Source organism: Streptomyces rubellus (assembly GCF_036323805.1).
Lineage (GTDB): Bacteria > Actinomycetota > Actinomycetes > Streptomycetales > Streptomycetaceae > Streptomyces.
The window spans coordinates 79,525-99,911 of the sequence record NZ_JAZDCX010000014.1 but is presented as its reverse complement, the minus strand read 5'-3'; the positions used below and the strand labels follow the sequence as shown (position 1 = coordinate 99,911).

General features: G+C 74.6%; 21 protein-coding genes and 1 pseudogene. 12 read left to right on the top strand and 10 right to left on the bottom strand.

Translation table 11 applies throughout. The annotated features are described in order from the left end of the window. The first annotated feature begins 72 nt into the window (after positions 1-72). From V1L54_RS17935 to V1L54_RS17915, 5 genes and pseudogenes are all read left to right on the top strand, one after another. Complete coding sequence (locus V1L54_RS17935; protein WP_330119043.1) at positions 73-459, top strand: ArsR/SmtB family transcription factor; 387 nt, start codon at positions 73-75, stop codon at positions 457-459. Continuing rightward, positions 456-1,166 (top strand): cation diffusion facilitator family transporter, encoded by a 711-nt coding sequence (locus tag V1L54_RS17930; RefSeq protein WP_330119042.1) that lies wholly within the window; start codon positions 456-458, stop codon positions 1,164-1,166. The genes V1L54_RS17935 and V1L54_RS17930 overlap by 4 nt, the downstream gene beginning before the upstream one ends. A gap of 89 nt (positions 1,167-1,255) precedes the next feature. Then, entirely contained in the window at positions 1,256-1,873 is a 618-nt protein-coding gene (locus tag V1L54_RS17925) for a TOPRIM nucleotidyl transferase/hydrolase domain-containing protein (RefSeq protein WP_330119041.1), read from the top strand. Positions 1,874-2,053: 180 nt separating this feature from the next. After that, entirely contained in the window at positions 2,054-2,776 is a 723-nt protein-coding gene (locus V1L54_RS17920; protein WP_330119040.1) for a VOC family protein, read from the top strand. Positions 2,777-2,912: 136 nt separating this feature from the next. Continuing rightward, positions 2,913-3,401, top strand: a pseudogene (locus V1L54_RS17915) (oxidoreductase); the annotation flags it as partial. Positions 3,402-3,444: 43 nt separating this feature from the next. Here V1L54_RS17915 and V1L54_RS17910 read toward each other — a convergent pair. The 4 genes from V1L54_RS17910 to V1L54_RS17895 all read right to left on the bottom strand — a co-directional run bounded on the left by V1L54_RS17910 (position 3,445) and on the right by V1L54_RS17895 (position 7,397). Then, positions 3,445-4,191: an eCIS core domain-containing protein gene (locus tag V1L54_RS17910; protein WP_330119039.1), complete on the bottom strand. Its 747-nt coding sequence runs from the start codon at positions 4,189-4,191 to the stop codon at positions 3,445-3,447. Positions 4,192-4,396: 205 nt separating this feature from the next. Continuing rightward, positions 4,397-5,587, bottom strand: coding sequence for a damage-control phosphatase ARMT1 family protein (locus tag V1L54_RS17905; protein WP_330119038.1), 1,191 nt, complete (start codon positions 5,585-5,587; stop codon positions 4,397-4,399). A gap of 96 nt (positions 5,588-5,683) precedes the next feature. Beyond that, entirely contained in the window at positions 5,684-6,346 is a 663-nt protein-coding gene (locus V1L54_RS17900; protein ID WP_330119037.1) for a TetR/AcrR family transcriptional regulator, read from the bottom strand. 22 nt (positions 6,347-6,368) lie between these two features. Continuing rightward, positions 6,369-7,397 carry a LacI family DNA-binding transcriptional regulator gene (locus V1L54_RS17895; protein ID WP_330119036.1) on the bottom strand — a complete coding sequence of 343 codons (1,029 nt, stop codon included), beginning with the start codon at positions 7,395-7,397 and terminating at the stop codon, positions 6,369-6,371. A gap of 279 nt (positions 7,398-7,676) precedes the next feature. Here V1L54_RS17895 and V1L54_RS17890 point away from each other — a divergent pair, with 279 nt between their 5' ends. The 6 genes from V1L54_RS17890 to V1L54_RS17865 all read left to right on the top strand — a co-directional run bounded on the left by V1L54_RS17890 (position 7,677) and on the right by V1L54_RS17865 (position 14,383). Further along, complete coding sequence (locus V1L54_RS17890) at positions 7,677-7,847, top strand: hypothetical protein (protein WP_330119035.1); 171 nt, start codon at positions 7,677-7,679, stop codon at positions 7,845-7,847. 86 nt (positions 7,848-7,933) lie between these two features. After that, positions 7,934-8,539 (top strand): GNAT family N-acetyltransferase, encoded by a 606-nt coding sequence (locus tag V1L54_RS17885; RefSeq protein ID WP_330119034.1) that lies wholly within the window; start codon positions 7,934-7,936, stop codon positions 8,537-8,539. A 194-nt stretch (positions 8,540-8,733) separates the two neighbouring features. Further along, positions 8,734-10,890, top strand: a complete 2,157-nt coding sequence (locus tag V1L54_RS17880) for a neutral/alkaline non-lysosomal ceramidase N-terminal domain-containing protein (RefSeq protein ID WP_330119033.1) — start codon at positions 8,734-8,736, stop codon at positions 10,888-10,890. Between the two features lie 156 nt (positions 10,891-11,046). After that, positions 11,047-12,240 carry a PP2C family protein-serine/threonine phosphatase gene (locus V1L54_RS17875; protein WP_330119125.1) on the top strand — a complete coding sequence of 398 codons (1,194 nt, stop codon included), beginning with the start codon at positions 11,047-11,049 and terminating at the stop codon, positions 12,238-12,240. 143 nt (positions 12,241-12,383) lie between these two features. Next, entirely contained in the window at positions 12,384-13,946 is a 1,563-nt protein-coding gene (locus V1L54_RS17870; protein ID WP_330119124.1) for a sensor histidine kinase, read from the top strand. Further along, positions 13,943-14,383, top strand: a complete 441-nt coding sequence (locus tag V1L54_RS17865) for a response regulator (protein WP_330119032.1) — start codon at positions 13,943-13,945, stop codon at positions 14,381-14,383. Before V1L54_RS17870 ends, V1L54_RS17865 begins: the two co-directional genes overlap by 4 nt. A gap of 28 nt (positions 14,384-14,411) precedes the next feature. Here the strand turns inward: V1L54_RS17865 and V1L54_RS17860 are convergent, their stop codons facing one another. Next, on the bottom strand, positions 14,412-15,020 hold the full coding sequence (locus V1L54_RS17860; RefSeq protein ID WP_330119031.1) for a hypothetical protein: 609 nt from the start codon (positions 15,018-15,020) through the stop codon (positions 14,412-14,414). A 516-nt stretch (positions 15,021-15,536) separates the two neighbouring features. Between V1L54_RS17860 and V1L54_RS17855 the strand changes: the two genes are divergently transcribed. Continuing rightward, the gene (locus V1L54_RS17855) at positions 15,537-15,806 is read left to right on the top strand and encodes a hypothetical protein (protein WP_330119030.1); all 270 of its coding nucleotides are present in this window, start codon (positions 15,537-15,539) and stop codon (positions 15,804-15,806) included. A gap of 16 nt (positions 15,807-15,822) precedes the next feature. On the opposite strand, the gene V1L54_RS17850 is transcribed toward V1L54_RS17855, so the two are convergent. The 5 genes from V1L54_RS17850 to V1L54_RS17830 form a co-directional block, all read right to left on the bottom strand. After that, positions 15,823-16,848 carry a glutathione S-transferase family protein gene (locus V1L54_RS17850; protein WP_330119029.1) on the bottom strand — a complete coding sequence of 342 codons (1,026 nt, stop codon included), beginning with the start codon at positions 16,846-16,848 and terminating at the stop codon, positions 15,823-15,825. Between the two features lie 93 nt (positions 16,849-16,941). Then, the gene (locus V1L54_RS17845) at positions 16,942-17,382 is read right to left on the bottom strand and encodes a VOC family protein (protein ID WP_330119028.1); all 441 of its coding nucleotides are present in this window, start codon (positions 17,380-17,382) and stop codon (positions 16,942-16,944) included. A gap of 32 nt (positions 17,383-17,414) precedes the next feature. Further along, entirely contained in the window at positions 17,415-18,389 is a 975-nt protein-coding gene (locus V1L54_RS17840; RefSeq protein ID WP_330119027.1) for a DUF6597 domain-containing transcriptional factor, read from the bottom strand. 64 nt (positions 18,390-18,453) lie between these two features. Continuing rightward, positions 18,454-19,104, bottom strand: a complete 651-nt coding sequence (locus tag V1L54_RS17835; RefSeq protein ID WP_330119026.1) for an FMN reductase — start codon at positions 19,102-19,104, stop codon at positions 18,454-18,456. Between the two features lie 83 nt (positions 19,105-19,187). Continuing rightward, complete coding sequence (locus tag V1L54_RS17830) at positions 19,188-20,282, bottom strand: LLM class flavin-dependent oxidoreductase (protein WP_330119123.1); 1,095 nt, start codon at positions 20,280-20,282, stop codon at positions 19,188-19,190. Positions 20,283-20,387: the final 105 nt, after the last annotated feature.

Genomic DNA, 20,387 nt, shown 5'->3' with positions numbered 1-20,387 from the left:
ACCGTGCCGTACCGCGTTGCCCGGCATAACGCCCCCACGGATGTCATCGGCCATGGCGGCTATCATCGCCCTATGACGATGAATGACGCGGAGGCCGATCCCATGGCCTCCACTTCCTGCGGAGCGCCGTCGGCGGCGGTCGCCCTGTTCCGTTCGCTGGGCGACCCGGCCCGGCTGGCGATCCTGCGCCGCCTCGCCGAAGGGGAGGCGCGGGTGACGGATCTGGTCGCCTGTGTGGGGCTGGCGCAGTCCACGGTCTCGGCGCACCTGTCCTGCCTGCGCGACTGCGGGCTGGTCACCTCCCGTCCCGTCGGCCGGGCCTCGCTGTACTCGCTGGCCCGTCCCGAGCTGCTGGACCTGCTGGCCGCCGCCGAGCAACTGCTCGCCGCCACCGGCGAGGCCGTCGACCTGTGCCCCGCCTACGGCACCCGCTCCGCATCCGAGGGGTCCGCCCGATGAGCACGACGCCCACCACCGGCACCGCGCCGGACGTGACCGGCCCGGCAGCGCACCGTGCGGTGCGCTACGCGAAGTTCACCATCGGATACAACCTCGTCGAGGGCGTCGTCGCCGTCTCCGCCGGTGCCGTCGCCGGGGCGGTGTCCCTGGTGGGCTTCGGCATCGACTCCGGCATCGAGGTCGCCGCCGCCACCGTGGTGCTGGTGCGGCTGCTCGCGGAGATCCGGGGCGGTGAACCGGACGAGGCCAAGGAACGCAAGGCACTGAAGTTCATCGCGCTCACCTTCTTCGCGCTCGCCGCCTATGTCACCGTCGAGGGCGTCCGCGGCCTCGTGGTCGGTGAGAAGCCCGACACCTCGCCCGTCGGCATCGCCCTGACCGGCCTGTCGATCGTGGTCATGCCGTGGCTGGCCCGGGTCAAGCGCCGGGCCGGACGCGAGATGAACTCCCGGCTGGTGGTCGCCGACGCGTCCGAGACCAGACTGTGCGCCTGGCTGTCGGTGTCCACCTTCGCCGGGCTGCTCGCCTTCGCCGCCTTCGGCTGGACCTGGATCGACCCGGTCGCCGGATTCGTCATCGCCGCCTTCGCGGTCATGGAGGGCCGGGAGGCATGGGAGGGTGAGCTCGTCTGCGACGACGGCTGCGAGAACGACGAGGAGCCCGCCGCGAGCGGCACGGCGTCGTCGTGCCCGGACGACTGCGACTGACCGTCCCCGCCGCGACCGCGGCCCGCCGCCCCGGAGCGGGCGTCGAATAATCCCGTGCCGTTCCGTCGGTGCCGGTGCAGACTCGCTCCATGGCGGAGATGCGGGCGTTCCGGGACGCGGTCGGCGGCTGGGCGGCCGGCGGGTCCGGTGGGCCCGCGAGTGAGCTCGCCGCGCGGCTGGGGATACGGACGGCGGTGCTGCTGGAAGGGCTGAGCGACCTCGCGGCCGTCGAGGCACTGGCCGCCCGGCGCGGCCGGGACCTGGCCGCCGAGGGAGTGTGCGTCATGTCCATGGGCGGGGCGATGAACGTCGGCCGCTACGCCGCCCTCCTCGGGCCGCCCGGCCTCGGCCTCCGCCTGGCCGGGTTGTGCGACGAGGGCGAACGGCGCTTCTACGACCGTGCCCTGGAGCGGGCGCGGGCGCCGCGCCGGGGTTTCTTCGTGTGTGTGGCGGACCTGGAGGACGAGCTCATCCGCGCGCTGGGCACGGCGAGGGCCGAGGAGATCGTCCGGGCCGGGGAGGACTTCCGTGCCTGGCAGACCTTCCTGCGCCAGCCCGCACAGCACGGCCGGTCCCGGCAGCGGCAGTTGCGGCGCTTCCTCGGGACGAAGAAGGGCCGCAAGATCCGCTACGGCCGTCTCCTCGTCGACGCCCTCGGCCCCGAGCAGGCACCGGCCCCGCTCGACGACCTCCTCGCGAGCCTGTGAGATGGCGGGCGGGGAGGGCCGCCGTGACGGCAGCGGCCGAGTGCGGGTCGCTGACGAATCGGCCGGAGAGCGTTCCGGGCAGGCTCCCGCGGCAGCCTGTGCGAAGACCTTCTTGCCGGTGGACTGCCCTGCCCGATCGGCGGGTTGGGCAGCAGGCCGGCGGATCGGAGACACCGAAGGATGACCTCTCACCTCCACGCACTCTGTTTCGACGCGAACGACCCGCCCCTTCTCGCGCGCTTCTGGGGCGGTGTCCTGGGCCGGGAGCCGGCCGGCGACTCCTACGACGGCATCGTGCTCCCGCCGGGCGACGACACCGGATTCCGGATCCGTTTCCTTCCGACCCGGGAGCGGAAAACCGGCCAGAACCGGATGCACTTCGATCTGACGAGCACATCTCCCGAGGACCAGCGGGAGACGGTGGCGAGGGCGCTCGGACTCGGTGCCCGGCACATCGACATCGGCCAGCGCCCGGAGGAGGGTCATGTGGTGCTCGCCGACCCCGAAGGCAATGAGTTCTGCGTCAGCGAGCCGGGCAACGCCTTCCTCGCCGGGTGCGGGTTCATCGGAGCGCTCGCGTGCGACGGTTCGCAGGACGTCGGGTACTTCTGGAGCCGCGCGCTGGGCTGGCCACTGGTCTGGGACCAGGACCAGGAGACCGCGATCCGCTCGCCGCGCGGCGGCCCGAAGATCACCTGGGGCGGTCCGCCGCTGATGCCGAGGACCGGGAGGGAGCGGCTGCGTTTCGACCTCGTTCCGTCCGCCCACGGTGACCGGCGGGCGGAGGCCGACCGTCTCGTCTCCCTCGGGGCGACTCGGATCGACACCGGCCGGGAGGAGGCCGCCTGGACGATGATGGCCGATCCCGACGGCAACGAGTTCCGTGTCCTGCCCTCCCGGTGACGCGGCCGGTCCGGAGGCGGCCACCCGATGCCGAGGGGATTCTTCAAGGGGACGGAGTTCAGCGCTCCGGACCCGCCGGGAAGGTTCGCGGTGCTTGGATGGCGGGATGGAGATTCTGGTTCTGGGCGGAACGGCGTGGGTGGCCCGTGCCGCGCGCGATCCGCTGGGGCCGATGCTGGTTCCCGGCACACCGGCGGCACCGACCCAGGTGGTCGATGTGCGCGACCTGTCCGCCTGGCTGCTGGACGCCGCGGAGCGGGGGCTCACCGGCACGTACGACGCCGTCGGCCCGGTCGTCCCGTTCGGGGAGTGGATCGAACTGTCCCGTGCCGTCGGCGGGCACACCGGCCCGGTGGTCGCCGCCGACTCGGCATGGCTGCTCGCCCACGGCGTGGCCGAGTACATGGGACCGGAGTCACTGCCGATGTGGCTGGTCGAGCCGGGCTGGGAGGGGTTCTCGGCCCGGAGCGGGTCGGCGGCGCGCGCCGCGGGGCTCCGGCACCGGCCCCGGGCGGACCTGCTCGCCGACACGCTGCGCTGGGAGCGCGGGCAGGGCCTGGACCGGGCGAGGCGTGCCGGCCTCAGCGCCCGGCGCGAGCGGGAGCTGCTCGACGCCCTGGGCTGACGGCCGGGGCGCGTGTCCGGCGCCGGAGCCGTCCCGGGCCGAGTCAGTCGTCGCCGTCCGGGTCGTGTTCCGGCTGTCCGGTGGTGTGCCGGGCGAGTTGTACGGCGGACCCGGCGGCGGCCGGGTCCGGGGGGCCGTCCGCCGGGGTGGGCCCCACCTCGGGGAGCGGAGCGGCCATCACCTGTGCCGCGGTGGCCTCCGCCTCCTGCTCGAACCGGTCGCCCGGGTCGCTCACCCGCACCCCGTCGGGTCCGGCCGTGCCGTCCACCGGGCCCGAGTTCTGCTGGATCACATGGGCGAGCTCGTGCGCGAGCGTGTGGTCGTCGATGTCCTTCCGGCCGACGGCGATGTCGTTGCCCGAGGTCCAGGCGCTGGCCCTCAGCTCGGCCGCGGAGCGCTGGGCCACCGCGTCGGTGTGGATCCTGACAGCGGAGAAGTCGGCTCCCAGTCTGGTCTCCATCTCCGCACGCTTGGCGGGTTCGAGCGGAGTGCCGGGCGAGCGCAGCACCTCCTCGACCGAGGAGCGCTGCACCGGCGGCTGATGGCCGCACTCCGCACCGTGCCGGTGCTCCTGGTGCTCCTGGTGCTCCTGTCCCTGTTCCTGTTCGGCCAGCAGCTGGACCACCGCGGCGTTGCCGACCGCGCGTTGCAGCGCGGTCAGCGCGGCAGGGGACCGGGGGTGGGGCGTCGCGGCTTCGGGCGCCTCCTGCCGGACGGCCCGGCGCGGTCGGGACGAGGGGGCTCGGTCCCGGTGCGGGGCCGGTGCCTCGGACTTCTCCTCGAATCGCATGCGAGCAACCCTCCGCTCGGTGCCGCCGTCGCCCGGTCACCGGCCGGTGGCCCGGGGCCGCGTCGCCCGGGAGTGCGCACCGGGGCACTCGGGCCCACAGTGTCACCCGGGAGGGGGGCGCCTGTCGTTCCCCGAACGGGCAGTGTTTGTACTCGCTTTGACGGGTCTGTTCGACGCGGGGCGCCGTACCGCCGCGCCCCGCTCCTCAGGACCGCACCTGGATCAGCGCGTGGGTGCCACCGGTGCGCCAGCGGTGGCCGTGCGCGGCGTCGAGTTCGGTCTCCGTCCGCGCCTCGAGGCCGACGGCCACGTCGGACTTCAGCGTGCGCAGGGCGGCCACCGGTCCGGGGAAGTACGCGGTCCGCCCGGCGAACGGGGTGGTCGCGGGCCAGTGCCGGTCCCCCACCAGGCGGCGGTAGTTCAGGTCGCCCTTGACCACCGTCACGGTGGCCCGCCCGAACTCCTCGCGCAGGTCACCGGGCAGGCCGGCGTACGGCAGCGGGGCACAGAAGAAGGGGTGGGTGCGGACGGCGAGCAGGCCGCGCCCCATCGCCTCCCACAGCCGTTCGCCGGCCGCCCCGGCGGCGCCGCCGGACTCCCGCAGGCGGCGCAGGGCGTCGACCACGTCGGCGGTCGTGGCGTCGGAGACGTAGTACGGGTACGGCTTGACGTACAGCACGACGTGTCCGGCGTGCCGGTGACGCAGCAGGTGGTCGGTCAGAAGGAGGTCGGCGAGGAGTTCGCGTCCGGCGTTGTCCGCGACCAGGTGGACGGTGTTCGGCTCTCCGGCGGGCAGCAGCGACCACAGCGCCGCCGAGTCGTCCGCGACCAGCGGGGCGCCGGGGTGTCCGGGCCCGTCCGCCGCCTCGCCGTTGCCCGCGTCCAGGCGGAAGCCGAGGTCCGCGCGGTTGCCCCAGAGGCTGCCGTGGAGCAGTGCCCGGCCCCGCTCCTCGGCGGGGAGCGGGGCGAGCCGGTCGGGAGCGGCCAGTTCGGCAGCCGTCTCGCCGGTGCGCAGCTCGGCCAGTTTGAAGGGGCGGAACGGGTCGACGCCCTGCCAGGGGCCCGGTCCGAAGTATCCGACCGCTGCCAGGAGGCGGCGGTAGAAGAAGCTCTCCGCCCACAGGAACGGCACCTCGTACCAGGACCGGCCGGTGTGCTCGTCCAGTCCCCACTCCCGCCAGCGGTCCAGGTCGTGCGCGTCCGGGCCGAGGGGTTCGATCACGCCCTCGGCGCACTCCCCCAGCAGTGCGTCGAGCGCCCGGTGCTGTTCCGGGCCGTAGGGGAAGGCGGCGCGGACCTGCCCGATGAGCGCCGGGTGCCGTTCGGCCAGCACGCTCCGGGGGAAGGAGCCGGGCCGGTCACCGGTGATGACGGGGGCGTCGGCGGTCTCGGGCATGGTGTGGCGGTCCTCCGGAAACGGTGCTCGTCGGCAGTGTCGGAACTCGGGCTCGACGCGTGGCGGCCCCCACGGGAGTACGACTCGGTGGTGTTCTCAGTCCGGTTGCGGCCGAGGGTGGGCGAGGCGGGGCAGTCCGGCCTCGAGTTGCGCGAACGCCGACCGGGCCGCCGCGGTCGCCGCGAGGTGGAGCGCGGACGCGCTGGAACCGGCGGCGATCCGCTGCCAGTTGTCCCGCGCGAGGACGCGCTGGGTGGCGACGATCTGCCCGGCGGCCACCCGTGCCTCGGCGCTGCCGGCGGCCTCCCCGCCGAGGACGTCGGCGAGAACGCCGGCCAGAGCGGTTTCGTCCCGTTCCGCATGGGCGTGCAGGTGCGCCGCCAGCGAGGGCGTCGTGTACAGCAGCCGGTGGAGGACGAGCACGTCGGGATCGTCGTTCAGGCCGGTCGCCGGATCGCGCCGGGCCAGCCCGTCCAGGAAGTGGCGTCGCAGCGCCTCCAGCGGGGAGCACTCGGCAGGCCGCCGCGCGACCACTTCGGCGGCCTCGCCCTCGCGGTCGGCCAGCCGGTGCGTCACCAGGTCCTCCTTGGCCGGGAAGTGGCCGAGGACCGTCGGCTCGGGGATGCCCGCGGCCGCCGCGACATCGGCGACGGTCACCGGCTCGAAGCCCCTCTCCAGGAAGAGCCCGATGGCCACATCGGACACCCGCCGGCGTATCCGCTGTTCCTCGTGGTCTCTCGGTTCACTCGTCTCGCCCATGCCGGGAAGCCTACGCGGCGGCTCAGAGCGCCGCGGTGTCCCGGGAGGGCGCGCCCGTGCTGTGGCGGACCGTCAGGGCCGGAGCGGGAGCCAGGCAGTGCTCGACCGGGCGGCCCGCGGCCGCCTCGCGCAACTGACGGGCGGCCAGCGCGCCGTAGGCGGCGATGTCCCGGCGCAGGGCGGTCAGCCCGGGGTGGACCAGCTCGCACAGCGGGGAGTCGTCCCAGGCCACCAGGGAGACGTCCCCCGGGACGCGCAGCCCCAGGCTCTGGGCCGCGCTCAGTCCGGAGACGGCCATCACGTCGTTGTCGTACAGGATCGCGGTGGGCCGCTCGGCGCCCGCGAGCAGGGCGCGGGTGGCGGCGAAGCCGCGTTCGCCGCTGTAGTCGGCCTCCTCGCTCAGCGCGGTGACGCCCCGTTCGGCGGTCGCGGCGTCGAACGCCTCGGCGCGGATGAGAGTGTGGCGCAGGATGGCGGGGCCGGTCACGTGCGCGATCGAGCGGTGGCCGAGGTCGGCCAGATGGTCCACGGCGGTGCGCACCGCGACCGCGTCGTCGCTCCACACCGCGGGCAGGCCGCCGCAGTCGACGGGGGCGCCGATCACCACGGCGGGCAGCCGCAGTTCCTCCAGCGCGCTCACCCGGGGGTCGTCCACCCGCAGATCGACCAGGAAGACGCCGTCCACCTTGCGCTGCGCCCACCAGGCCCGGTAGGTCGCGGTCTCGGCGTCGGCGTCGGGCGCGACGGTGAACAGCAGGGAGGTGCCGTCGCCGGAGAGCTCGTCCTGGATGCCGGAGACCAGCTGCATGAAGAACGGCTCGATGCCCAGGGAGCGGGCCGGCCGGTCCACCACCAGCCCGAAGGCACCGGCCCGGCCGTCCGACAGCGCCCGGGCCGCGCTGTTGGGCTGCCAGCCCAGCTCGTTCGCGATGGCCAGCACCCTGGCCCGGGTCGCCTCCGACACGCCCGGGCGGCCGTTGAGGGCGAAGGACACGGCGCTCTTGGTCACCCCCGCGCGACGGGCGATGTCCACCATCGTGGGACGCTTCACCGGTACTCCCCCTCCCAGCGCGGCCACCAGCACACGGGCTCATCCTAGAGGGGCCGTTCGGGCCCGGAACACGGAAGGGGAGCGGCCGTTGTGCGTTCCGTGACGCCTCGGCGGCCGGTCCCCGCTCCCCGCCCCGGGCGGGCGGGACGGCGACGCGGCGGTGGTGTCCTGACATCACCTGCTTCCTCCGGGGTAGACGGCACAGCAGCAGAGCATTGATCGCCGTGTGCTCATCACCGAGGGCACACATGAGCACGTGGAGGAACCGTGGCGGGCCTTATGGGCAAGGCAACCAAGATCGCGGTGTTCGCCCGCACCCCGATGGGGCGCAAGCTGACCGCGAAGGCCAAGCAGCTCCTCTCCGGCTCCGGCGGACGTGCCGGGGCCGGCGGACGCGCCGGTGCCAGGCAGGGCGCGAGCAGGCAGCGGGGCTGGCGCGGACACCGCTGAGAGGCGCCGCACCGACGCATGCACGCCGCCCGCCGCCGCGGAAACGCGGCGGCGGGCGGCGCCTTCATGACGGCAGGATGGCGCGCATGGCAGACACAGAACCGGAGTACGGCCGCCCCGTCGTACGCGTCCTGCACACCGCCGAACTGGACGACACCGGCCGCGCGGCGGTGCGGACCCTGCTGGAGGAGGTCTTCGAGGGGGACTTCGGCGACCACGACTGGGACCACACCCTCGGCGGTGTGCACGCACTGGTCCTGGAGGGCGGAGGGGCCCCGGAGGGCGGGAGGGGCCGGGACGGCCGGGCGGCCGGTGAGCTCGTCGCCCACGGCGCGCTGGTCCAGCGGCGGCTGCTGCACGGCGGACGGGCGCTGCGGACGGGCTACGTGGAGGGCGTCGGGGTGCGCGCGGACCGGCGCGGGCTCGGTTACGGCGCCGCGGTGCTGGCGGCGCTGGAGAAGGCGGTGCGCGGTGCGTACGAACTGGGGGCGCTGAGTTCCTCCGAGGATGCCCTGGGGTTCTATGCGGCACGCGGCTGGCTGCGCTGGCAGGGCCCCACCCTGGCGCTCACCCCCGGTGGCGTGGTGCGTACCGGGGAGGACGACGGCGGGGTCTTCGTCCTGCCGGTGGCGGCCGGTGTGGACCTCGCCGGGGAGCTGGTCTGCGACTGGCGGGACGGGGACCTCTGGTAGCGCGTCCCGGCGGGCGGTCTCCGCGACCGCCCGCCGGACGATGCCGGGCAGCGGCCGTGCGGAGCGGCGGTCACGCGGTTTCCGCCCGATCTTCCGCACGACGGATTGTCCGCGACCGCTCCGGGTGTCATGCTCACATCGAACACGCGGCATAACCGGCGGTAACCTCCACAGCGGCGCCCCGAGGAGCGGATGTGAGCGATTCCCCAGCCCGGCGACCCGAACCGTCCGACAGCACCGCCGACGCACCCGATGCCCCGGCACGGCGGTCCGGCGGCAGCCGCCGGAGCGTCCTGCGCGCGGGTGCGGCCGGGCTCGGGCTGACCGGACTCGGCCTGACAGGCCTCCCGCCGGCCGCCGCCTCCGCCGTTACCGGCCGCACTGCGGATGATCCGGCGGACGCGACCCCCTACCTGGTGGGCCGGGGCATCGCGGACGCCACCGGCGAGGTGGCCGAGGTCGGCCTGATGGGCTACGGACGCACCGACCAGCAGGCCGAGGGACTGCACACCCGGCTGCGGGCCCGCGCCTTCGTCATCGCCGGCCGGGCGCCGGACGGCACCGCGGGCGAGCGGGTGGCGCTCGTCGTGGTCGACTCCCCGATGATCTTCTCCAGCGTGCACCGGGCGGTGCTGGCCCGGCTCGCCGAGCGGTACGGCGACCTCTACACCGACCGCAACACCATGCTCACCGCCACCCACACCCACGCCGGTCCGGGCGGCTACTCCCACCACCTGCTCTACAACCTCACCACGCTCGGCTTCCACGCGAAGACCTTCGACGCCGTCGTCCGCGGCATCACCGAGGCCGTCTCCCGGGCCCACGCCGACCTCGCCCCCGCCGAGCTGTCCCTGTCCCGCGGCGAACTGCGCGGCGCGAGCGCCAACCGCTCCCGCGCCGCCTTCGACCGCAACCCCGCCGACATCCGGGAGCACTTCCCCGACGCCGTCGACCCGCTCACCACCCTGCTGCGCGTCGAGCGCGGAGGGCGGTTGGTGGGGGCCGTCAACTGGTTCGCCACCCACTGCACCAGCATGTCCGACGACAACCGGCTGGTCAGCGCCGACAACAAGGGCTACGCGGCCTACCACTGGGAGCGCGAGGTGGCCGGCGCCGACTACCTCACCGGCACCACCCCCGGGGTGGTCGCCGCCTTCGCGCAGACCAACGCCGGGGACATGTCCCCCAACCCCGACCTGACCCCGCCCGCCACTCCCGAGGACTTCGAGCGCACCCGCCGCAACGGCCTGCTCCAGTACGAGGCCGCGGCCCGTCAGCTGGAGCGCCCCGGCACCCGGCTGTCCGGCGGGGTGGACTCCCGGCTGGTGTACGTGGACCTCTCCGACGTCACCGTCGCACCGGAGTTCACCGGCGACGGGCGCACCCACCGCACCGCGAAGCCCGCGGTCGGCGCGGCCATGGCCGCGGGCAGCACCGAGGACGGCCCCGCGTTCCCGGGCTTCGCCGAGGGCGAGAACCCGCTGTGGGACGCGGTCTCCCACTCGGTGGTCTACACCGTCTCCCCCGAGCTGCGCGACGCCCACGCCCCCAAGGCGATCGCCGTGCCCATCGGGGAGATGAACCGGATCCACCCCTGGGTGCAGGAGACCGTCCCCGTCCAGCTGATGAGGATCGGGCGGCTGCACCTGATCGGCGTCCCCGGCGAGGTCACCGTCGGCGCGGGTCTGCGGCTGCGCCGCACCGTCGCCGCCGTCACCGGCTCGGACCTGGACGACGTGCTGGTGGCGGGCTACGCCAACGCCTACTTCCACTACGTCACCACCCCCGAGGAGTACGACGCCCAGCACTACGAGGGCGGCAGCACCCTCTTCGGCCGCTGGCAGCTCCCCGCCCTCCAGCAGACGGCGGACCGGCTGGCCCGCGCCCTGCGCGACGGTACGGAGCTGCCCGCCGGCACTCCCCCGCCCGACCTCTCCGGCGCCGCGCTCTCCCTCCAGCCGCCCGTGGTGCTGGACGCCCCGCAGCCCGGCCGCTCCTTCGGCGACGTGCTGGCCCAGCCGCCCGAGAGCTGCCGCCGGGGCGAGCGGGTGACCGCCGCGTTCACCGGCGCCCATCCGAACAACGACCTGCACCGCGGCAGCACCTACCTCCGTGTGGAGCGGGCCGAGGGCGGCACCTGGCGCACCGTCGCCGACGACGGCGACTGGTCCACGGCGCTGCGCTGGCAGCGCGACGGGATCGCCGCCTCGAAGGTGACGGTCACCTGGGACGTCCCGGCCACCGCCGCGCCCGGCCGTTACCGCGTCCGCTACCACGGCGACGCCAGGACCCTGCTGGGCGGCGTCCGCTCGTTCTCCGGCACCACGCGCCCCTTCGCCGTCCTGGCGTGATCCCCGGCCAATCCGCATCCCACCGGCTGTGGCGCCGGGCCCCGCAATATGCTTCGTTGTCCGCGCGGGCTCTTGTCGCGGGACGACGGCGGAGGGTGGGGAGCGGTGGAACGGCTGACGGACACGGCCGGGGCGCAGACGTTCCGGGGCAGGGCGATCGGTGGCACCGACCGCGCGGCCCGGGGCCGCGACAGCGCCCTCCTGCTCCTCGTGGAGGACGACGCGGGGGACGCGCTGCTGGTCGAGGAACTGCTCTCCGACTGCGGGCTGGAGGCCGAGCTGACCTGGTGCCGGACGGTGGCGGAGGCGCAGGAGGTGCTGGCCGACCGGACCGGGTCCGTCTGCGTCCTGCTGGACCTGCACCTGCCGGACGCCCAGGGCTTCGACGGGGTCACCCGGATCCTGGCCGGGGCGCCGCACGCGGCCGTCGTGGTCCTCACCGGGCTGGCCGAGAGCGAGGCCGGGCTGGCCGCCGTCGCCGCGGGCGCGCAGGACTACCTGGTCAAGGGCCGGCTGAACCCGGAGCTGCTCAACCGGGCCGTCCGCTACGCCCTGCAGCGCAAGCAGGTCGAGCAGGCGGCCTCCGACCTCCAGGCCGGCCGGCTGCGCGCCCAGGAGAACGCGCGGCTGGAGCGCGGTCTGCTGCCGGTCCCCCTGCTGCACACCGACGAGGTGCGGGTGACCGCCCGGTACGAGCCGGGCCGCACCCAGTCCCTGCTCGGCGGGGACTTCTACGACGTGGTGCAGACCCCGGACGGCACCGTGCACGCCGTGATCGGCGATGTCTCCGGGCACGGCGCGGCCGAGGCCGCGCTGGGGGTGTGCCTGCGCGTCGCCTGGCGTACGGCGGTGCTGTGCGGCACCACCGGGCCGGAGCTGGCCCGGCTGCTGGAGCAGATCGCCGTGGCCGAGCGGTCGGAGGCGGAGGTGTTCGCCACCCTCACCGCGCTCGCCCTGCCGCCCGGCCGCCGCTCGGTGCGCGTGGTGCGCGCCGGGCACCACGGCATGCTGGTCCGCTCGCGGGGCGAGGTGCGCTGGGAGGAGCCCAAGGGCGGTCCGGCGCTCGGCCTGGTGCCCGGTGCCTCCCACTGGGTGGAGAGCACCCTGCCGCTGCCCGCCGACGCGGCCGTGGTGCTCTTCACCGACGGACTGTTCGAGGGCCGGGTACGGTCGGACCGGCGGCTCGGCGAGGAGGGACTGCTGGAACTCGCCCGGCGCCATGCCGCCCTGACCGCCCGTGCCTTCGTCGACACCCTGGTGGACGAGGCGACCGCGGCCGCCGCCGCGTACGGCGGTCTCGCCGACGATGTCGCCGTCGTCCAGCTGGGCTGGGGGGAGTCCGCGTCGTGAGGCGGGCCTCCGCGGCGGCGCGGGAACGGCGGGCGGCACGGGAGCCCGGAGAGCCCCGGGAGCCCCGGGAGCCCCGGGGCACAGACCGCGGCCTGGTCGGACGGCTGACCGTCCAGGACTGGGTCCGTCTGGTGCTGTCGGTGATGCTGCTGCTGGTCATCGGCTGCGCGGTGGTCGGCGCGGAGCTCCTCTCCCGCACCGTGGCGCGCTCCGACGACCTGGCCGGCCGCGTCCAGCCCGCGCAGAGCGCCGCCTCCCAGCTCCAGGCGGCCCTGCTCGACCAGGAGACCGCGGTGCGCGGTTACGCGCTCAGCGGGGACGAGCAGTTCCTGGAGCCCTATGACCAGGGCGTCCGCGAGGAGCGGCGGCTCCTCGCGGAGCTGCGTCCCCTGGTGACCCCCGACCGGGAGCTGGCCGACGACCTCGCCGCCGTGTCGGGCGGCGCGCGGCAGTGGCGGCGCATGCAGGCCGAACCGCTGATCGAGCGGGTGCAGCGCGGCGAGGACATCAGCCGGGACGGTCAGGCACTGCAGGAGAGCCGCCGGCAGTTCGACGGGCTGCGCGCCCTGTTCGACGTCCAGAACCGGCACTTCGACGAGGCCCGCGACGCCGGGCGGGCCGAGCTGCTCAGGATACGCCGGCTGCGGGACTGGACCTTCGGCGTCATGCTGGCCGCCTTCATCGGGACGGGCGTCGCACTGGCGGTGCTGCTCAACCGCATGGTGGAGCGCCCGCTGCGCAGACTGCGCGTCGCCTCGCGACGGGTGGCCGGCGGCGCGTTCGAGCAGCGGATCCACTCCCACGGCCCCTCCGATCTGCGGGCCGTGAGCGCCGCCGTGGAGGACATGCGGCGGCGGATCGTCGACGAGCTGGAAGCCACCCGCTCCCGCGAGGAACTGCTCGCCCGGCAGACCGCCGACCTCGACGCGCAGGCCTCCGAGCTGCGCCGCTCCAACGCGGAGCTGGAGCAGTTCGCCTATGTCGCCTCCCACGACCTGCAGGAGCCGCTGCGGAAGGTGGCATCCTTCTGCCAGCTGCTGGAGCGGCGCTACGGCGAAGCGCTGGACGACCGCGGCAGGCAGTACATCGACTTCGCCGTCGACGGCGCCACCCGCATGCAGGTGCTGATCAACGATCTGCTGGCCTTCTCCCGGGTGGGCCGGGCCGGCGAGGATCCCCGGCCGGTGCCGCTGGACGCGGCGCTCGACCGCGCCCTGGCCAACCTCGCCGCCGCGATCGAGGAGTCCGGCGCCCGGATCGAGCGCCCCGACCGGCTCCCCGAGGTGATCGGCGACCCGACCACGCTCACCATGCTGTGGCAGAACCTGATCGGCAACGCGGTGAAGTTCCGCCACCCCGACCGGCCGCCGTGCGTCACCGTGACCGCCCGGGAGCGGGACGGCCGGTGGCTGCTGGGCGTGGCGGACAACGGCATCGGCGTGCCCCCGGAGTTCGCCGAGAAGATCTTCGTGATCTTCCAGCGGCTGCACAGCCGGGAGGAGTACGAGGGCACCGGGATCGGGCTCGCCCTGTGCCGGAAGATCGTCGAGCAGCACGGCGGCCGCATCGAACTGGACACCGACCGCACCGAGGGCGCCCGGATCCTCTTCACGCTGCCCGCCGCCCGGCCTCCCGCACCGCGGCCCGAACCACCCTCGCGGTCCCCTTCCCCGTCCCGGCCCCCTTCCTCTGGAGCACCCGCGTGACCACCCCCGCCACCCCCATCGAGATCCTGCTCGTCGAGGACGATCCGGGAGACGTGCTCATCACCCGGGAGGCGTTCGCGGACAACAAGATCCGCAACGTTCTGCACGTGGTCCGGGACGGGCAGGAGGCACTGGACTTCCTCTACCGCCGGGGCAGGTACACCGACGCCACCCGCCCCGACCTGATCCTGCTCGATCTGAACCTGCCGAAGTACGACGGGCGGGAGGTGCTGGCCCGGATCAAGTCCGACCCTGAGCTGTGCGTCATCCCCGTCGTGGTGCTGACCACCTCCTCGGCCGAGGAGGACGTGCTGCGCAGCTACCGGCTGCACGCCAACGCCTATGTCACCAAGCCGGTCGACCTGGAGCAGTTCATCTCCGCGGTCCGCCAGATCGACGAGTTCTTCGTCACCGTGGTGCGGCTGCCGGGCCGCTGAGCGCCGCCGGGCGGGCCCGTCCGGCGGTTCACCCGGCCGGCGCGGCCCCGGCCTCCGGGACCTCCGGGCCCCGCAGGGAGCGCAGGCACCGCAGGAACTCGGCGCGGTGCAGCCCGGCGACCGGTGCCAGCAGGTCCGGGTGCCGCAGCAGGGGGGCGGCCCGGCGGTCGTACTCGTCGGGCGCGGTCAGCCTGCGGAAGTCGACGGCCAGGCCGCGGGCGTGCTCGCCGCGGGAGGCGGCGGCCGCCGCCTCCCGCGCCAGCCGGGGCGAGGTCAGCAGACAGGCGGCCCAGCTCGCCAGGACCTCGTCCACCCAGGTGCGCCAGGCGTCCCCGTCGTCGCCGGGGTCCCGGGGCGCGGGGATCCACGACAGCCCGGCGGCCTCCTCCGCCCGCTCCCCGGTCTCCGGCGGCGCCGAGCCGGTGATCCGGTCCAGCCGCCGGGCGCCGCCCGGTCCCGCCACCGCGACCAGCGCGGCGTCCAGCGGGGTCGGGTAGCGCAGCCAGGCCGCCACGGTGACGGCCTGGCGTGCCTGGGCCTCGGCCAGGGCCGCGCTGAAGACGCCGCCGGCGGTGGGGTAGGACCGGACCAGCCACCGGGCGGTGGCGGCTATGACGGAGGACAGTTCATCAGACACTTTGGTCCCGCATTCGGAAGGGCAGGTTCCGGATTTCGATGGTAACCGGCCCCGTCCGGGCCACCGGGCCGGTTCCGGCGGCGGCCCCGCCGCGGGCAGGCACCACCGCCGTTGGCATGGTACGGCGGCGGACCCGGAGGAGGACACGAGCCGGAACGGGCTGCCGCGGCACCGCCGGAAGCCGGAACGGCCGGATCCCCGCAGGCGGTTCGGCGGGCGGCGGGACCGGCGGCGGCCCGCCTCCGCGCGGGAGTACGGAGGCGGGCCGCCGAGTGGCGTTCCTCACAACCCGCGCAGCCCTCGCCGGTCCCGCCCGCCGGGGTCCCGTCCCGCCGCCACGCGCGGCCGGCGGCACCGGAGTGCGCCGCACCGGCGGCACGCTCCCGGCGCCGCGCGGTCCGAAAGCCGTCTCACCCCCTCAACACGCCCTGGGCTACCGTGATTTCGGGCAGCCCTGGCGGAGAATGACGGGCACGACCGGACGCGGCGGACAGCGACTGACGGATACGGACGAACGTGGCGGGCGACAACGGCGGAGGGAGAACTGCCGGTGAACTGCACCACGTGCGGCGCCAAGGTGATACAGGGCCCCGACGGGCGCTGGGCCTGCGGCAACTGCGGGGCGAGCGGATGACCCCCTTCCCCTCGGAGGTCCCCGCCCACGACGTCGCCCTGATGCACTGCGGCCAGTGCGGATGGGCGGTCCAGGAGGGGCCGCTGGGCGGCTATGTGTGCACCCAGTGCTTCCACACCGTCGAGCCGCCCACCGGTCTCCTCGGCGACTGAGCCGCGTCCCGGGCGGTCAGTCCCGCACGGCGCGGCCCTGCGGCGGCACCTCCTCGTCCACCGGGACCGGGCCGGGCGGGGTGCCGTCACCGAAGGGCCGGCCGCCCAGTTCCGCACGGTGGTGCGGGGTCAGCCAGGCGGACAGGTCCGGGCCGAGCGGCACGATCTGCGTCGGGTTGACGTCGGTGTGCACCTGGTAGTAGTGGCGCTTGATGTGGTCGAAGTCGATCGTGTCGCCGAAGCCCGGGGTCTGGAACAGGTCGCGGGCGTAGGCCCACAGCACCGGGTCCTCGCTGAGCTTGTTGCGGTTGCACTTGAAGTGGCCGTGGTAGACCGCGTCGAAGCGGACCAGCGTGGTGAACAGCCGCACATCGGCCTCGGTGATGCTCTCCCCGACCAGGTAGCGCCGGTCGGCCAGGCGCTCGGAGAGCCGGTCCCAGCAGGCGAACAGGTTCCGGCAGGCCCGCTCGTAGGCCCGCTGGGACTTGGCGAACCCGGCCAGGTAGACGCCGTTGTTGAGGTTCCGGTAGACGTCCTCCATCACCGTGTCGATCTCGTCGCGCAGCGGCTCGGGGTACAGGTCGGGCGCCCCCTCGCGGTGCAGCGCGGTCCACTCGGTGGCGAGGTCGAGGGTGATCCGCTGGTAGTCGTTGGTGACGACCTTCCCGCTGGGGACGTCGACGATCGCCGGGACGCTGATCCCGCCGTCGTAGCCGGGCTCGCGGGCCTGGTAGGCCTCGGCGAGGAAGGCGATGCCCAGCACCGGGTCCCGGCCGTCCGGGTCGAGGGTGAAGCGCCAGCTCCGCTCGTCCTGCAGGGGGTCGGTGACCGCCAGCGAGATCGCGTCCTCCAGGCCGAGGAGCCGCCGGACGATCAGCGAGCGGTTGGCCCAGGGACAGGCCCGGCTGACCACCAGCCGGTACCGTCCGGCCTCCGCCGGCCATCCCTCCCTGCCGTCGGCCGTGATGCGGTCCGTGAAGTGGCTGGCGGACCGCTTGTACTCGGTTGTCGTGCTGCCGGGGTTACCGACTGTGGTGGTCATCGTGCGGCCTCCCGTCCGGGTGCGGAACGTGGAACCGGACGGGTACCCCGGTTCCGCGTTTCGGCACCCGCGAACCGGCCCGCCGGGACCGGATCAGCCGCTCTCCGCCGGTCCCGCCGCTTCGGGCGCCCGGCGCGGCGCGCCCCGGTAGGTGCCGAACTGCCAGCGGTTGCCCTCCGGGTCGCGCACGGCGAAGTCGCGGGAGCCGTGGTCGGTGTCGTACGGCTCGCGCACCACCCGTGCCCCGGCGGCCACCGCCCGGGCGAAGAGGGCGTCGGGGTCGGCGGTGACGACGTACGCGCCGAAGCTGCCCGGCTCCAGCGGCCAGGAGTCCCCGGCGCCGCCGCGCACCGAGCCCAGCATGATCCCGCCGCCCTCCGGCCAGGACAGTTCGGCGTGGTGGACGTGCTCCCCGTCCGTCATGACCAGGGTCTCGGCGAAGCCGAACGCGTCGGCCAGGAAGCGGATCAGCGCCCGCGCGTCACGGGCGCGCAGTGTCGGCCACACCTGGGGTGCCGGTGTCGTGCCGTCCATCGGTGCTCGTCCTTCCGAAGTGGGTTCCCGGCTCACCGGTGTCCGGTGAGCCCCTGCCCCTCCCACTCTTCCGTCGCGGCCGGCGGGGCGGCTTGTACGTTTCGGAACTCCTCCGCCAGCCAGCGGCTGGGCGCGCAGCCGGCCAGGGCGCGGAACTCCCGGGCCAGATGGGCCTGGTCGAAGTAGCCGGTCCCGGCGGCCAGCCCGGCCAGGTCCAGGCCGCGCGGCGGGACGCCGGGCCGGGCCGCGTCCGGAGGGACGTCCCGCCGTACGGCCCGGACCGCCAGCAGCCGGCGCGCCCGGTCGAAGCGGACCACCCGGGCCGCGGCCCTGGGCGTCAGTCCCGTCTCGGCGCGGAAGCGGGCGGTGAGGTGGCGGGCGCTCCAGCCGGTCTCGGCGGCCAGCGCCGAGACGGCCACGGCACCGGCCGAGGACAGCAGCCGGTGCCAGGCGTGGGCGACCTCCGGCGGCGCCTCCGGCGACACGGCCGGTGCCCGCGGCGCGGACCGCAGCAGCCGCGGCAGCAGCCGGTCCAGTACGGCGAACCGCTCCGGCCAGGTGCCGGCCCGGCGCAGCCGGTCGTGCAGCTCGGCGCAGCGCGGGCCGAGCACGGCGTCGGCCGGGAGGTCGGTGTGCGCGAGCTCGCCGGCCGGCACGCCGAGCAGGGCCCGTGCGCCCAGCGGGCCGAGCGCCAGCTGCACACCGGACTGCCGGCCGGGGTGGGTGATCAGGGTGGGGGCCGTGTGGAGGCCGCCGAGCAGCGTGTCGTAGTCGGTCGGCGGACGCCGGGGATCGCTGTGCCCCGCCACGGTGAGCCGGTCGTCCAGGGTGAGGATCAGCGTCAGGTACGGGGAGGGCAGGCCGCAGTGGCGGGCCGGCGCCAGGCCGGCCTGGCGGTAGCCGGTGTACCAGGCCACGTACGGGCGCAGCGGGGCGGCCGGGCGGCGGCGTACGTACTCGTCGACGGCCCCGCCGGCCGGTCCGGTCGCTCCTTCCGCACGGTCCACGCCTCCCAGTATCGGCCCGGCCGGCGCACCGGGCCGCGTGCGGCGCCGGCCGGGCGCGCCGGGCTCAGCCGAGACCGAGGGAGGCGAGCTGCTGCTCGAACGGGACGACGGTGCCCGCGTCCGGCTCCTCCCCGCCGTCCGCCCCCGCCGGGCGGGCGGTCCGGGGCCGGGCCCGGGCCAGGTCCGCCAGTTCCCCGGCGGCCCGTTCGATCCGGGCGGCCAGCTCGCCCTCGGGCCCGCCCCCGCCGCCCCAGTCCCCGGACGCGGCGTAGACGGCGGTGGGCACGGTGATCGCCCCCAGATAGGCGAACAGCGGGCGCATCGCGTGCTCCAGGACGAGGGAGTGCCGCGGTGTGCCGCCGGTCGCGGCGAGCAGGACCGGCCTGCCGCGCAGCGCGGTGTTGTCGATCACGTCGAAGAAGGACTTGAACAGTCCGCTGTAGGAGGCGGTGAAGACCGGGGTGACCGCGATCAGCCCGTCCGCCTCCGTCACCACCGCGATCGCCTCGCGCAGGGCGGGGCCGGGGAAGCCGGTCACCATGTTGTGGGCTATGTCGGTGGCCAGGTCGCGCAGCTCGACCACCCGCGTCTCCACCGGGCGTTCGCCGTCCGCCGGCCGCCGCTCGGCGGCCCGGGCCAGCCGGTCGGCCAGCAGACGGGTGGCGGACGGGCGGCCGAGGCCGGCCGAGACGGCCGTGACGCGGATGGGTTCCATGAGTGGCTCTCCTGCGGGTGCTCCCGTGCGGTCACGGGACGGACGGACAGTACGGGTGCGGTACGGGCGGGCGCCGGACGGCGTCAGACCGCGGACTCGGCCCCGGCCCCGCGGCGGGCGACCAGGGCGGCATGGGTGGGAGCGGCGGGCACGTTCGCCGGGCGGCCGGCGGCGAACTCCTCGCGCAGCACGGGCACGACCTCCTCGCCGAGCATGTCGATCTGCTCCAGCACGGTCTTCAGCGGCAGTCCGGCGTGGTCCACCAGGAACAGCTGGCGCTGGTAGTCGCCGGCGTACTCGCGGAAGGCGAGGGTCTTCTCGACGACCTGCTGGGGGCTGCCCACCGTGAGCGGGGTCTGCTCGGTGAACTCCTCCAGCGACGGACCGTGGCCGTAGACGGGCGCGTTGTCGAAGTACGGGCGGAACTCACGGACGGCGTCCTGGGAGTTGCGCCGCATGAACACCTGGCCGCCGAGGCCGACGATCGCCTGCTCGGGGGTGCCGTGGCCGTAGTGGGCGTAGCGCTCCCGGTACAGGGCGACCATGCGCTCGGTGTGGTCCTTGGGCCAGAAGATGTTGTTGTGGAAGAAGCCGTCGCCGTAGTAGGCGGCCTGCTCGGCGATCTCCGGGCTGCGGATCGAGCCGTGCCAGACGAACGGCGGGACGCCGTCCAGCGGCCGGGGGGTGGAGGTGAAGCCCTGCAGCGGGGTGCGGAAGCGGCCCTGCCAGTCGACGACGTCCTCGCGCCACAGCTTGTGCAGCAGCGCGTAGTTCTCGATGGCCAGCGGGATGCCCTGGCGGATGTCCTTGCCGAACCAGGGGTAGACCGGCCCGGTGTTGCCGCGGCCCATCATCAGGTCGACCCGTCCGCCGGCCAGGTGCTGGAGCATCGCGAAGTCCTCCGCGATCTTCACCGGGTCGTTGGTGGTGATCAGGGTGGTGGCGGTGGACAGGAGCAGCCGCTCGGTGCGCGCGGCGATCCAGCCGAGCATGGTCGTCGGGGAGGACGGCACGAAGGGCGGGTTGTGGTGCTCACCGGTGGCGAAGACGTCCAGGCCGACCTCCTCCGCCTTGAGCGCGATGGCGGTCATCGCCCGGATGCGCTCGTGCTCGGTGGGCGTGCGCCCCGTGGTGGGGTCCGGGGTGACGTCACCCACGCTGAAGATCCCGAACTGCATCGCGCTCACGGTACTCACATCCTCGTCACGGACATTACTAGTTGATTGCTCAACTATCTCTTCGAACGGTCCTCCGTCCGGCCCTATTCCCCGGGCCCTGTTCCC

Coding starts and splice junctions, on each gene's coding strand:
- V1L54_RS17905 (WP_330119038.1), bottom strand. CDS start 5,587: ATGCCCGAGACCGCCGACGCCCCCGTCATCACCGGTGACCGGCCCGGC.
- V1L54_RS17885 (WP_330119034.1), top strand. CDS start 7,934: ATGGCAGACACAGAACCGGAGTACGGCCGCCCCGTCGTACGCGTCCTG.
- V1L54_RS17935 (WP_330119043.1), top strand. CDS start 73: ATGACGATGAATGACGCGGAGGCCGATCCCATGGCCTCCACTTCCTGC.
- V1L54_RS17845 (WP_330119028.1), bottom strand. CDS start 17,382: ATGGACGGCACGACACCGGCACCCCAGGTGTGGCCGACACTGCGCGCC.
- V1L54_RS17900 (WP_330119037.1), bottom strand. CDS start 6,346: ATGGGCGAGACGAGTGAACCGAGAGACCACGAGGAACAGCGGATACGC.
- V1L54_RS17830 (WP_330119123.1), bottom strand. CDS start 20,282: ATGCAGTTCGGGATCTTCAGCGTGGGTGACGTCACCCCGGACCCCACC.
- V1L54_RS17890 (WP_330119035.1), top strand. CDS start 7,677: ATGGGCAAGGCAACCAAGATCGCGGTGTTCGCCCGCACCCCGATGGGG.
- V1L54_RS17920 (WP_330119040.1), top strand. CDS start 2,054: ATGACCTCTCACCTCCACGCACTCTGTTTCGACGCGAACGACCCGCCC.
- V1L54_RS17910 (WP_330119039.1), bottom strand. CDS start 4,191: ATGCGATTCGAGGAGAAGTCCGAGGCACCGGCCCCGCACCGGGACCGA.
- V1L54_RS17925 (WP_330119041.1), top strand. CDS start 1,256: ATGGCGGAGATGCGGGCGTTCCGGGACGCGGTCGGCGGCTGGGCGGCC.
- V1L54_RS17930 (WP_330119042.1), top strand. CDS start 456: ATGAGCACGACGCCCACCACCGGCACCGCGCCGGACGTGACCGGCCCG.
- V1L54_RS17870 (WP_330119124.1), top strand. CDS start 12,384: ATGCTGCTGCTGGTCATCGGCTGCGCGGTGGTCGGCGCGGAGCTCCTC.
- V1L54_RS17835 (WP_330119026.1), bottom strand. CDS start 19,104: ATGGAACCCATCCGCGTCACGGCCGTCTCGGCCGGCCTCGGCCGCCCG.
- V1L54_RS17850 (WP_330119029.1), bottom strand. CDS start 16,848: ATGACCACCACAGTCGGTAACCCCGGCAGCACGACAACCGAGTACAAG.